Source organism: Sporosarcina sp. Y838, assembly GCF_056786515.1.
Genome location: NZ_JBXCJD010000004.1, coordinates 170063 through 183436 on the forward strand (window position 1 = coordinate 170063; position 13374 = coordinate 183436).

Annotated in this window: 14 protein-coding genes and 1 pseudogene; 2 read left to right on the plus strand and 13 right to left on the minus strand. The window is 36.1% G+C overall.

Annotated elements, in window-relative coordinates; translation table 11 throughout:
* Positions 1–73 precede the first annotated feature (73 nt).
* From AC1TO4_RS07410 to AC1TO4_RS07435, 6 genes are all read right to left on the minus strand, one after another.
* Positions 74–610: a GNAT family N-acetyltransferase gene (locus AC1TO4_RS07410; protein ID WP_482104778.1), complete on the minus strand. Its 537-nt coding sequence runs from the start codon at positions 608–610 to the stop codon at positions 74–76.
* Between the two features lie 91 nt (positions 611–701).
* Complete coding sequence (locus AC1TO4_RS07415) at positions 702–1400, minus strand: VOC family protein (RefSeq protein ID WP_482104779.1); 699 nt, start codon at positions 1398–1400, stop codon at positions 702–704.
* 127 nt (positions 1401–1527) lie between these two features.
* Positions 1528–3684: a peptidoglycan D,D-transpeptidase FtsI family protein gene (locus AC1TO4_RS07420; RefSeq protein ID WP_482104780.1), complete on the minus strand. Its 2157-nt coding sequence runs from the start codon at positions 3682–3684 to the stop codon at positions 1528–1530.
* A gap of 158 nt (positions 3685–3842) precedes the next feature.
* Positions 3843–4328, minus strand: coding sequence for a DUF4306 domain-containing protein (locus tag AC1TO4_RS07425; protein ID WP_482104781.1), 486 nt, complete (start codon positions 4326–4328; stop codon positions 3843–3845).
* Between the two features lie 175 nt (positions 4329–4503).
* Entirely contained in the window at positions 4504–5118 is a 615-nt protein-coding gene (locus AC1TO4_RS07430) for an MEDS domain-containing protein (protein WP_482104782.1), read from the minus strand.
* A gap of 330 nt (positions 5119–5448) precedes the next feature.
* Positions 5449–5889, minus strand: a complete 441-nt coding sequence (locus AC1TO4_RS07435; protein WP_482104783.1) for a cell wall hydrolase — start codon at positions 5887–5889, stop codon at positions 5449–5451.
* 326 nt (positions 5890–6215) lie between these two features.
* Between AC1TO4_RS07435 and AC1TO4_RS07440 the strand changes: the two genes are divergently transcribed.
* A complete protein-coding gene (locus AC1TO4_RS07440; RefSeq protein WP_482104784.1) occupies positions 6216–7109 on the plus strand; it encodes a sulfurtransferase in 894 nt (297 codons plus the stop codon).
* Between the two features lie 144 nt (positions 7110–7253).
* On the opposite strand, the gene AC1TO4_RS07445 is transcribed toward AC1TO4_RS07440, so the two are convergent.
* The 4 genes from AC1TO4_RS07445 to AC1TO4_RS07460 form a co-directional block, all read right to left on the minus strand.
* A complete protein-coding gene (locus AC1TO4_RS07445) occupies positions 7254–7742 on the minus strand; it encodes a hypothetical protein (protein ID WP_482104785.1) in 489 nt (162 codons plus the stop codon).
* Between the two features lie 403 nt (positions 7743–8145).
* Positions 8146–8616, minus strand: coding sequence for a GNAT family N-acetyltransferase (locus AC1TO4_RS07450; protein WP_482104786.1), 471 nt, complete (start codon positions 8614–8616; stop codon positions 8146–8148).
* A 125-nt stretch (positions 8617–8741) separates the two neighbouring features.
* A complete protein-coding gene (locus AC1TO4_RS07455; RefSeq protein ID WP_482104787.1) occupies positions 8742–9458 on the minus strand; it encodes a hypothetical protein in 717 nt (238 codons plus the stop codon).
* Positions 9459–9549: 91 nt separating this feature from the next.
* Positions 9550–9726, minus strand: coding sequence for a hypothetical protein (locus AC1TO4_RS07460; RefSeq protein WP_482104788.1), 177 nt, complete (start codon positions 9724–9726; stop codon positions 9550–9552).
* Positions 9727–10039: 313 nt separating this feature from the next.
* Between AC1TO4_RS07460 and AC1TO4_RS07465 the strand changes: the two are divergent.
* Positions 10040–10531: pseudogene (locus AC1TO4_RS07465) on the plus strand (lipoprotein BA_5634 family protein).
* Positions 10532–10684: 153 nt separating this feature from the next.
* Here AC1TO4_RS07465 and AC1TO4_RS07470 read toward each other — a convergent pair.
* The 3 genes from AC1TO4_RS07470 to pnuC all read right to left on the minus strand — a co-directional run bounded on the left by AC1TO4_RS07470 (position 10685) and on the right by pnuC (position 13193).
* Positions 10685–11392 carry a DNA alkylation repair protein gene (locus tag AC1TO4_RS07470; protein ID WP_482104789.1) on the minus strand — a complete coding sequence of 236 codons (708 nt, stop codon included), beginning with the start codon at positions 11390–11392 and terminating at the stop codon, positions 10685–10687.
* A gap of 81 nt (positions 11393–11473) precedes the next feature.
* Positions 11474–12505, minus strand: a complete 1032-nt coding sequence (gene nadR, locus AC1TO4_RS07475) for a multifunctional transcriptional regulator/nicotinamide-nucleotide adenylyltransferase/ribosylnicotinamide kinase NadR (protein WP_482104790.1) — start codon at positions 12503–12505, stop codon at positions 11474–11476.
* Complete coding sequence (pnuC, locus tag AC1TO4_RS07480; RefSeq protein WP_482104791.1) at positions 12498–13193, minus strand: nicotinamide riboside transporter PnuC; 696 nt, start codon at positions 13191–13193, stop codon at positions 12498–12500. Before pnuC ends, nadR begins: the two co-directional genes overlap by 8 nt.
* Positions 13194–13374 lie beyond the last annotated feature (181 nt).

Genomic DNA, 13374 nt, shown 5'->3' on the forward strand with positions numbered 1-13374 from the left:
ATAGATAATAGCCGAGCTTGCTCTCGAATTCAATGAGAGAAGGTCCGCTTTTATTATTGAGCAATCGCAACAGTTAGTTCAAATGAGGCGAAACTCCAATCGTCCAAGTATAATGAACAAAGTTTATCTTCTGTCCATTCATTTCGAATTCTTCACCCTCAGTAGCGATCCTCTCGAACCCATTGGTGTTTAGAACTTTTTGAGACGCTATATTGTTAGTTGTTGTTTTCGCTTTAACTCGCTTTATTTCTTTGTCATCTACTATTTCTAATAATAACTTCAATGCTCTAGTGGCAATACTTTTTCCAGTATGCGCTTGCCCCACCCTATAACCGAGATGACCGATTTTTTGAGATTTATCAATATCTACTAAATTTATTCTTCCTAGTATAGAACTATCGTTATCGTTATCTTTAATTAAATAGAAATACGAACCTCCTTGAACTTGTTCTTCAAGTAAAGCTTCGTGTCTTTTTTTAAAAATCCCAATGTTATAGTAGTCATCTCCACGAGAAGGTACCATTTCTTCGAAAAATGTTCTATTTTCAAGTTCAAACTTATATAAACCTTCGGCATCTGTAACTTTTAATTTTTCAATATATACATCCATGTATAATACCCTCCATACAAATCCCCATTCTGACATTGCTGACAGTTACAGATTTTCTTAAAACAATCCTACCAATGAGCAATACAATTCGTTAAACATTGACTTCATGATGATTTTTTCTAATGAAAAATTCATGTTCTTCATCTACACCCATTACTAATGGTTTATCAAGTGTTATTGTCATTGGGAAAATCACTGATTTCTTTTCCGAGAACAGCCATCTTCTACCTATACTAGTTAGAAGAAGAAAAACACCATTATTATATTCTTGCATGAAATTTAAAAGAGTATTTGTAATAGGGTCACTATCTCTTTCAAAAATATTAACTTTTTTCAATTCCTCTCCAACCTTTGGTGCATCTTTTACAATTAAACCAATTTCACTGATATTCAAAATATTATTTACTGAAAATGGCGTTTCGCTATTTGGATTCACAGTATGCCGAGCAATAAGTTCAACTATATTTCCTGCTGGATCTTCAAAATAGCAAGCGGATGCAGACCAAAATACAAAATCTATCTCGTCTTCTCCCTCTTCTAATAAAAGCGTAGTTTTTCCTTTCAACCATTCCTTTGCTTCCTGAAATTGATTGGCGGGTATATTAAATGCAAAATGATAATAGGGGTCGCCTGCTACTTTTTCATTAGTAAATTCTAAAATACTTGTTCCTATTTGAATTTGAAATCCATTTGGATTCTCCCCACAAATTGAAAAACCCAAATGTTGCGTATAAAATTCTTTCATCATTTCTATTTTATTTGTTTGTAAAGTCAGTAATTTTATCTCCATAAAAAATTCCCCCTTATGAATATCTACCTTTAATTACTGCAGAGTAAGCGTAAAATAGCGACCACTTTTTTTACGCTTATTTATCTATTGAAATAGTAGGGAAACCATTATTTTGGTTTCCCTACTATTATTTTTCAGATTCTATTTTAGGAACCTTTATTATTGGTTGCTCGGCTGTTGTAGAATTTTCTTCTTTAGCCCTTTTTACTTTCAATTTAAAGTATTCGTCTACAGCTTGCTGGACAATCTTATTTTGAGAGCCATTCGTGTGATCTCCTGGCCTTGTAGTAATATTCGGGATAAGGACTGCATAAGCAATTTCCGGATTTTCGTAAGGTGCAAAACCGACATGCGATAAGTTGATTGTCGCCTTTCCAGAGCTAAATGCCTGCGCCGTCCCCGTCTTCCCAGCTCCATCATAGGCTTTTCCTTCAAAAATTTTAGCAGCCGTCCCTTTAGGTGCATAATACACGTAATGCATTCCACGCTTCATTTGATCAATTTCCGCATCCGTATTCTGAATCCTATTTAAGATATTAACCTCTGTTTCTTGAATGAGCGGACCTAGAATTTCACCATCCTCAGATGGTTCGCGCATTTCTTTTAACACTTTCGGAGCAATACGATAACCGCCATTTGCAATTGTTGAGACGAATTGAGCCAGTTGAAGTGTTGTATAAGTGTCGAACTGTCCAATGGTTAAATCCATTAAAATACCTAATTCATTACTATCACCAATCAGGCCGCCTGACTCGCCCGGTAAGTCAATGCCGGTTTTTGTTCCAAGTCCGAAAGACGCAAAAGATTGTCGGAATGTATCATATGCATTTCTTCTATTACTTCCCGAGTCCTTAGAACTATTTCGGGAATTCACCATGGACAATGCAGTACGGAACATATAAACGTTCGAAGACCTGCCGATTGCTTCAATATCATTTACATAAACTCTACCGTTTTGATTAAACAGTGATCTTTTTGTAATACCACCACCGATATTAATTGGTTCATCTATCTTCGTTTCACCGATACGTACCAAATTTTCCTGATACCCCGTAAGAATCGTTGCCATCTTAACTGTTGATCCCGCTTCGTGAAGTGCAGTGAACGTCCCAAATGCGTAGTCCCATATTTCGAGCTTTCCTGTTTCTGGATTCGTAACAACCTGCTTACCTACAAGAGAAAGAACTTCACCATTATTCGGATTCATCATGACTAGGAAAGCCCTGTTCAATTCTCCGGTATTTGGGCCTCTTTTCAATTCCAACAATTTATCCGAAACAATTTTTTCAAGTGTCTGTTGCAGTTCGCTATCAATCGTCAGAATAAGATCCTTGCCTGGTTCGCCTTCTCTGATTGTTTTCGTTTCGACGATACGCCCGCTACGATCTTTAATATTCTTAACAATTGTTTTTTGTCCCTTTAACAAGTCTTCATAATACTGCTCAATATAACTTTTTCCAACACGGTCATTTCTTGAATAGTCCCGTGCCAATAAATAATTCTCTCGAGATTTAGGAATACCTTCAATGGGACTCGTAGTTGTCCCTAGAATCGTATTGTCTGATCTCCTCATACGTTCCCAATCTGTCGTTGTATCTACGCCTGGCAACTCTCCTAGACGTTCAGATACAGTTGCGAATTCCTCGTCCGTCACATTTCCACTTTTCACTATTTGTGGGGAGTACGCATAGCCCGACATCATTTCTCTGTAAATCGCAAGTACTTCTAGCTCCTCTTCCGTGAATGAATCAATTTCCTCTTCCGTAATACGTTCACGTGTTAGCCTATTAATCTCACGCTGCAATTCGATCCTTGAAAGCGTACTTTCCTTTTCAAGTTTCTCTAATTCCTTTATAGAAACCTTTTTCGACGCTGCCTCAGAATTCTTTAAAATCCAGAAGTCTCTCCTATCCCCAGTAGTAATCCTTTTCGTCTCTTGGTCAATCAAGACCGCAAGTTTCTCAGCGACTTTTAGCATATCTGCTGAACTCGTAGACGTCATTTTCGTATATGTAATGGCATTTTTGGGATCGTTATCAACCAGAATATGCCCCATGCGGTCAAAAATTCTTCCCCTTGGCACGCTTGTGTTGACAGGTATTTCTTCTGTTTTTTCCAACTCAAGGGAATATTCCTCACCTTTGACGATTTGTAAATAACCAAGGCGGAAAATGAGCAATGAAAATAGGATAAAAATTGAAAAGAACAGGAAGTTCATCCGGAATGGGATATGTTTTCGTTGGCTAATTTTAGCCTGATTCGCCTTGCGCATCTGATTATTCATAATACCCCCCTCATTCTCCATTACTTATTTCGAATTATATCATTCATTATATAAAACTAGCATATATTTACGTTTTAGGGAATTTTTTACTCCAATACTCAATAAGAATCGGCCGCCCTGTAAAGGCTGTCGATTCTTAAATTAATGCTCATGTTAGTTCAAGATGAAGTAAGTTTAGTCTTATTATTAAGGAATCTAAGCAATACCATGGCTAACGCTAATATTCCTATTAGTAGAAAACCAACGAAAAAAATTTTCAACCCAGCAGTAGGAGATTTTGATACGAAACCACTTAATACCAAAAACAAAGCGCCAATACCAGATAAGAAGTACGAAAATATCCTACCCTTACGTTTGAGTAGAATATATCCTATAAGGATTATGAGGTACGTTGCACTTAGTAACATAAGTAAAGGGAACGTAGGTGCAAATTTTGCTGCATATACAAAATGGTCAATTGGTAAAATATCATTTAGGGTTTCTACTTTTCCATTTGCCACCCGAGAAAAGATTGCAGTATGTTTCCATTCCCACGGTTTCTCTAATATTGTGCTACCTTCATACCAAGTAGCCCCAGTAGAAACTATTAAAAGTATTGAAGCCAAACCAAATTGGATAAAAATCTTAAAAGACACTTTCGTCACCTCAAATATATTATAAAATTTAATATTATTTACAATTGAAGTAACAAGCCGTCACTACAAACACTTTAAAAAATTGAGCGTAAACCCTTGTTGGATTAAATGCACCTATTAATTCAATAAAAAACCAATTCTTCGGTAAAATAAAACACGCTTTGGAAATTTTCCAAAGCGTGTTTTATTTTACTTCATCATGTGACTGATATTGGTCCGAGACAATGAAATCGTCTTCTAGTAGAACGTAAGGGTGTGTCTCCATCAAAATTGTTTTGAGGTAGTCTGGCATTTTATCTCTCTCGTACGCACAAATTAATGGAAACGACAGCTGATTTACAGCTTTGTCTACTATTTCCTCTAAATCTTCTATAAGATGTAGCGGCTCTTCCATAGTGGCCCACTCGACATGCGCCCATGCTCGGAAAGAAATACTATTTTCCAAATAGGGCTGAATTGTATTACTAAAGTACTCAGCGATTGAAGGAGGATGATAACTGCCACTTGACCAATAGAATTCCAGGCTATTTACATAGTGTATGAACTTCATTTGATCTTTTGTTAAACGAGCGCTCAGTTCTTTTTGAAGAATAGGGTATATACGAGAATTCTCAATAAGAATCACGTAATCTCCTGCTGCAATGCCATCTTGTACATAATTCAAGACCTGTATAATATAATTTTCAATTCCATTGTACTTATACAGAACATGAAGGTGAACATCTTCTGGGTCCTCAAATAGCTGATTCATTTTGCTTTTCATTTCTGTTTTTGCAACATCATTTAAAATTTCAATCACATTTATCCCTCCTTTATTTATACTCAAAATAAACCTTGTTAATTCTATCTTAAACTAAATCCCACTATTTGCAAGATAACATATGCATTATTAATTAAATAATCTATCAATTTAAATCGTTATCAGCGAAAGCAACTAACACGATTCTGATATCTCCCGTATTACCTCTTTCTTTCCTCTATCGTAATAGACAATGAAAATAACACGTCTCATTCAATAACTGAATGGAACGTGTTTTGTTAGCTAGTTACAAGTATCTATGACTAAAAACGTTGTATTTCTAACACCAAAAGCTTAACCCTCGGGAATTAGCAATCGCTCCTAAACAACCTAACCGTTATAAACACTATCACATGTTCCAGCTAGTGGTTCATAAAAACAATGTTGTTTAAACTGACCAGTAAAAGGTTGATCATACCATGTTGGAGGACATGGACCAGACGGATTAAAATACCAAAGGGCATATTTCGCTGGATGGTCTCTCCAGTAAAGCAAAGTCTGTTTTGCTAATCTCTTTTCATTAGGTCTCGCTCGTTCATAAAACAAATTCCCTTTTTGAACAGCTTCAAAAGAATAGTTTCCTCCTTGTATTTGAAAAATGACGTCTTCAATTGATCTTAAATCTACAAAGTCTGGACATTCTGCCACAAGACGATTAACGATTACATTTCCAACATATAACATTCCTTGATTACCTTCAGCCTCGGCTTCTGCTCTCATCATCCTTGCTATTAAGTCAATGTCTGAATCGCGGTATTTTACTCTCGCCATTTTTTCACCCCAAGGTATAGTATGAAAAAAAGTATACAATGATGTCATTATTACAACTTTATTCAACTGACGCTTGAACATAAGAAGCGTTTGCTCTTATTGAGCAATTGCACCTGTTACTTTAAGTACAATACTTCACAAATGTCATGGGATAAATCCGTGAAACTATTTTACTAATCTCTATTTAAGCTAGCTAATATCTAAAATTATTAATTCAAACCCGTATAGTTGAAAGGAGTCAAGATGAATGTTAATATTATTACAAACGATAAAACATACTATTCCTATATGTTTTCAAAATTAGATAGACAAAGGAGAAGATGATAATGAGTAATGTACCTTTAATTGTAACTACAGATTGGTTAGCCGAAAGATTGGATGATCCAAATTTAAGATTACTCGATGCCACTACATTCTTAAAAAACCCTGAAAAAGATGGTTATTATGATGTGTGGTCTGGAAAAGAAGCTTATGAAAAGGGACATATACCAGGAGCTGTTTTTGCCGATCTTTACAATGACTTATCAGATCCGGACTCTGAATTTTCTTTTACCCTACCTCCTCGTGATACATTTGTCGAAAAGGTTAGTGAGCTTGGCGTAGGAGAAGGCACATATGTAGTTGTTTATGATCAAGGTGCAATCATCAATATTCCTGATGTTATCGCATCAGATTGGGCATCACGTCTTGCTTGGCAATTATCATACGAAGGTTTTGACAATGTAGCAGTGCTTGATGGAGGTTTTCCAAAATGGATTGAGGAAGGCCGACCTGTAACTACCGAGCCCGGTTCTTATCCGAAAGGAAGCTTTACAGGTGAAAGAAAATCTGAATTATTTGTAACAAAAGAAGAAGTTCTAGAAGCAATAAATGATGAGAACGTTATTATTCTTGATAGTTTATCGGAAGCGAATTTTAGCGGTGAAGTGAACACCTACGGAAGACCTGGTCACATTCCTGGAAGTGTTAATGTATTCTTTGGTTCACTATCCGACCCGAAAACTAAAGAACTATATGATGATGAAAAACTACGTGAAATATTTGAGAAAGTTGGAGCTCTGGACCCCAACAAAAAAGTCATCACATATTGTGGCAGTGCAATTGCCGCTACATGGACTGGATTAATACTAAATAAACTCGGACAAAAGAATGTAGCTGTTTATGATGGTTCACTGACTGAATGGGCAAAGGATCCATCATTACCACTAGAAACTAGTTAAAAACAGGTTATGTAACTGTTAAGTTTTCAAATTTAATATACTGACTTAAAGAAGCATTTGCTATAAAAGCAAATGCTTCTTTTTAAGTAATCTGATCGATTGTTGAACACTGATTAAACGTCCTTCCTCAAATTTCCTGCATCGTTAATTGATGAACACAGTTTCATTAAATGAAATCCCAAGATATCTATACCTCAAATGAACCTTATTTATAGCTTCATGATGAATAACACTAATCCCATAAATTTCATCCTTTTTAGAAGCTGTGCCAGCATCTAATTTTTTAAAGTTAGAAGATGGAGATGTGCCCACTTTAATAGATACATCCTCTAAACTTTTGAATCCATACTCTTTTGATTCCTCATTATTATAATCATCCGATATGATGAAACCTTGTAAAGCGTTAGTAACCTGTACTTTTGTTTTTAATGGTGCTTCATTGTTGTTCACTGAAGTGTCTAATACTTTAATTTCACGAAAACCCTTATTACCAATTCCAACAACGACTGATTTACGATCTCCAGACGAAGCAATAGTACCAATTTCTAAAGGCGGATTAAATTTCACAATAGAATAGAAAACGGCTATAGCTACTCCTAAGATTAGAACAGAAATCCAAAGTTTCTTCTTCACTTTCCCCCTCCTTACAATCGTTTTTCTTCAAATAAACCTGCCTGTTAGTAAAAGTGGGTTTCTACTTATTAGAAACGCTACCATCAGCTTAAAAAATGTAATGATTCATTTGTCTAATTGTTTTTCTCTCTTCCACTTAGAATACGTATAGACTAATTGAAAAAGCAAAGCAACTATTAATACAGAGGTTGATATTATTTTATATAGAACGGGTAATTCCGAATAAGTGAACAGTATTATAATTACCACGACACTGAATGGTACCAGCCATAAAGTCCTCATGAATTTTTTTCTATAATTCAGCTTCCAGTAAATAATTCCGCCATTACGTCCATTCTTCAATGTAAACACCCCCATATTTCGTATGTAACCTGCCCGTTGGCTTAACAAGGTATTTTGTGTTTTAACAGTCCTTTTTATAAAATATAAGAGTTGCGTTATCGTTTAATTTCTTGCTGACTCCTGTTTTGCTATAACCCATTTTTTCGTATAAATAACAATTTTGTTCTTCCTCTATTATTGTAGCTAATTCCCAAGTAGTTGCTTGGGGGAACATATCTTCAATTAAATTTAAAACCTTTTGAGCTATCCCTTTTCCTTGATAAGTAGGCAAAATAAACATCGGACTAATCCAAAATTGAACGTCTTCTCTCCAAAAAACACAGATAGCTCCCACAAGGGTATCGTCTGCAAATATCTTATAGAAACCACCATTATATTGATTTATTCTCGATAGTACTCTTTCGATAGTTTCATTCGCTGGGTTTGTTTCGTAATCCTCATATTTATGTAACAAAGGCATAAAGGCTTTTACCTGAATATCAAAAATAGCTTGTGCATCGTTTTCAGTTGCCTTTTCCAATATAAGTCCCATTATTTAACCTCCTTTATATTTGAATTCTGTATTATTCAATAAGAATTTGCTTCCTTGTTAGTGAAAAAGCGTCTCCACTTATTGTAGAAACGCATCCCTGAGTTGAGTAATCCCACTCATCTATGTTATTGAAATTCTTTACTCCATTCATCATCTTCCAATATCACACCATTTTCAGCGACGTAACCGATAATAACAGTACCCTGTTGCAGTTTGTCTTCGCTTTCCAGAAAAGATATGAACTCATTAAAGAGTTTTTCATCCTCGTTACTCTTTTTTCGGGGGATATTAATACGAATCGTAGGTGCAACGTTAAAATCTTTATAACTCCCCGGATTAGCAGAATCAATACCCAATTCTTCTCCTACTTCGTCATCATAATAGACGTGAAAATCAGTGATTTCTCCGAGTTTTTCTTTAATGTAAGGACCTATTTCATGTTCTAAATCATCTGCCCATTTATCAGCGGCGTAAGTGTCCACCATTTTTTCCTTAGCTTCGCTATAGTAAACAAAAAATGTTACATTATTTCTCTTATCCCGCACCTTGGCACCGTAATCAAAATTAAAGTTACCCATATTATCATACAAAATGTCATCTATCTCGAAGTTATTATTAAATTTATCTTCTAAATATTCCTCTGCCTGAATTTTCACCTTTTCTTCTTTTTCTTTATCTGGCTTCATACTCTGAAGAAAAGAAAATACAAGTATAGCTATTCCTAATAGAATCACTCCGAAAACAATAAGAGTCACTTTGAAAAATTTGTTCACAAAGTCACCTCTATCCCCTTTTAGTCTTTCCACAAAAAGAAATTCATGAATGTTGTTCCAGTAATGCATTGGTTAGCGAATCTTCCGATAATTTATCCGAGTAAACTATCTACTATTGAAAAGTAGCTATCAGTGATCAATTTAATATCTATTCTACATGCTAGCTTAAATTGAATAACTCTGAAATGATTTCAGCACTTCCTGGAGAAAACATAAATAATGAGAACGAAATACATAATAGTCCTACTAAAACCAGGCTGTATTTTTTATTCCCAAGTAGCCCCTTAACTACCAGAAATAATCCTACAAGTAATAGTAAGAAATACCAAAAGCCCATAATCTCACCCCCTGCTTAACTTAATACAATGACGCTACCGTCCACTGTAAAGTTCTTCCTTCCTACTTTAATACAGTTAAAACGAATTTCCCCAAATTAACTTATTAGTGAAAGTTTTTTCCAGTAACATGCAAGGTTGCAATATTGTAATGTGAACGTCATCTAAAGCGATGGCTAGAAACTTGCGCGCCTCCTATAATAAAATCAATAGTACAGATGGTTATAAAATAGAATAGGGGATAAACAAAATGAAAATACAATACTGGTTATTTTCACAACACTTATGGCGGTAACAGCATTAACAGGATGCAATATGTTTGCAAAAGCAAATGGAGTAATCCTGTATGGGGAAGAAGAGGAAATTCTAAATGCTGTGGAGAAAAAGAAGGATAAGTTAGTAGAAGAAGAATTGCACAAAATTAAAATATTAACAAATGATGATAAGAAAATCATGATCCTGACAGAAGAAACCGCTCAATCACTTGTAGAGAAAAAATTAATATCAGAAATAACAAATCAAGAAAAAGCTAAAACGAAAACAATTTCATCCATTGCTTTTCACTAAGGAAAATCACACGAATTAGAAATAGAGGATGTAAATATAAACATTAACTATGAAGGTAATTTGGTCATTGGGTAAGGAAGAGTATATACGGATCTATTTTTAATAGTAAGTGATGATGATTGGGATTCTCTAAAAGGAACGGAAAAAACATTGGCTATATTAGAATATGACAATGATCCAAGTGCCAAGGGATTAAGTTATGACGTGGAAAAAGCACAGCTAGTTCGAATACAAGACTGAAAAAGGAAGAACTCTACATCATAAAATGCACCCTATAGAATAGACGTAAGCGTCAAATAACGGCCACCTGCCATACGCGTGGCCGTTATTTGACGCTTACGTTGGATCAAAGCTCTGGATAATTGAAAAACGTTTCTCGATGCGAGGCTACTTTTAACATCTTACATACTTGCGTTTAAAACCAATCTTTTCTTTATCGACTATTTTTTGAATACTTTCGGAAGCATTGAGAAGACTGCTTTTTTTGTTGTCTCGTTTGACTTCTACGATACCTATTTCATTTGCGATCTTAACTGCCTTTTCATGGAGCGGCAAATAGGAAACACCTACAGTGTATACAAAATTATTCATAGCGGATTTCGTTCGTTCTGGCGCATCGTGAATCGTATTTTTCACTATATCAAGCATATCGGAAATTTTGGCTGCTGAAAATTCAACGTCCTTTCGATTCCCTAAAAGCCAACAGTAACAACTATAGCCCGCTGACATTCTCAACTCTTCACCGCTTGCAATCCATTTATCAGCAACTTCTTGTGCAATATCTGACTCTGACAAAGTTACAGCCACTACATAATCGGACAGCATATAAAAATACGCCCCATCCATCCAACGATCATAATCCGACTCAGTCATGGCTTTTGGGTCTGCAATAATGCCTGCAAAGTACATTGCATCATAGTTCCTTGTCGCATAAAGCTCTTCAGCTAAAGGTTGATTAATTTTTATTTTCTTTACGATTGGTTTCATAGCGCCTGTACCCGCGCCAAAAAGCGGCTCTTGCGCACCATTCGATATGTACATTTTTTTCATTCGTTCCTTACCAAGGGCTTCAAGCTCCTGCATAACCATTTCTAAATTCATCGTTTAGCACTTCCTTCTTTTTAGAGTTTTCCCCTACTCGTTAGCCAGAAATTCCATCACTATTATCCCATTTACTATCACTTATTCGATTAACTCATTGATATGTCTCATGGATTCCTCTAATCTATCTAAATAACTTCCACTAACAGATATATACTCAACTCCACGCTCATTTAACATCTTCTTCAGCGACTCATTATTCTTCATTCTAACTTCGCGTTCGCCAAATGTTCTTGTGCCATCATTTATCCATTCAACATCTGGTTCTAAAAATAGCCATAAATCATAATCCTGTCTTGCGGCTATTGAGTCCACTATACCGTCGAAATGACCCGCATATAGATCGGAGTAGTATTGAGTCACATTTGCTTCTGTATCGATGAACAGCACCCTGTTGGCAGTCTCTGCTTGCTTCTTTTCATTAAGCTTATGTTGCATTGCAATTTCTGCATAATCTGTTGGAAGCGACACATCAACAACACTATCTCCAAGTTGCTCATAAAACACCCTACCGTACTCTTCTACATAATTGGAGTTGTATAACTTAGCTAAATTGCGAACGAGGGATGACTTTCCTGATGACTCTGTGCCAACGACAACTACTTTCTTAACAAAGTGAGGTTTGATGCTATCCGGAATCATATTCCAATGTTTCATGGCGCCTTCCGTACGTAGCTTAGTTGCCGAGATGTTGTACGTTGAACGTTCTGCATCGATGACAATGTGCTCGGCCTTAGGATACAGCTCTTTAAAGTAGACATCGTATTTGGGCTCAGAGCTGAATACATGGGTGATTTCCTTTGTGATTGCGAACTTTATTTTCGTCGCTCCATCTTCCCAGTCAGCATACTGTCCAGTTTCTTTCTGCTCAATGGCGTGAACGTGTACATGTGGCATGTCTTTTGTGATTTGCCGCCACCATCTGAGTCTGATTGTGTATGGGATATGTTCAATGACAGCATTCGTAAATAGTGTGTTTCGTTCATATTCGGTATCATATGTGACAATTACATGTAGCTCGTCTACCCTCGTTGACGCTGTAATCACGGCATAGACGTGTCCTTGATGTGGAATTAGAAACTTCCCGCCTATAAAACCTACTGTCTTAGACATAAGTTGTCACCCGCTTCTGGCCTGTGTAAATCTTACTCCAATTGATATAGGAAACTACTGAATTGAACAAAAATGCCGACCACATTAGTACCAGAGCCCAATCATTTCCACCTTGTTGTAGCAACACAATAACCCAAAGTGTAATCGTAAGTACGTTAATAGTAATCCACAGAATCCACTGTTCGACATATCGCTTAATCATCAAAAATTGTGCAACGATTGAAAGCACTACAGCCACAGAGTCTAGTCTGACTTGTTGTCCACCCATGTAATCTAGCAAATAAGCGTATCCAATTGAAGCGATAATTGAAATCCCAGTTAATTGAAGAATTTGCTTGTTATTTAACCTCTTAACTACAACATCTTCTCCACGAATACTATCTTTTGTTTTTGCTCTGCTCCATAAGTAGATACCTATGAATTGAATCGGTAAGTAGAATAATCCATTTAACATCGCTTCCCCAAACAGTCCGTACGTCCATGCAATATAAGCATATGTGGCCGCTTGAATGATACCTGCGTAATAAGTGGATATCTTCCCTTTTCCAGCAAGCACAACGCACAACACTCCGAATGTAGAAGATACCAATCCCAACATCGTGTCTTCAAATGCGAAAAACAGATAAACGTTAATTACCATAAAGAAGCTTAGCCATGTCTTTTCAAATATTGTCCATCCTTTTAACATTTTAACCCTCATTTCTAAACTATTGGTATCGTAAGAGAGTACAACATAAAACTCGGATAATTTCATAGGATTAAGGGCGAACCTTGTATATGCCATAGACAAAAGGCTGACAAAACATCAATTTCTAAGAAGTATTTAATTTCATTGCTCAATAAGAAAAGGCTACCATGAAGGCAGCCAG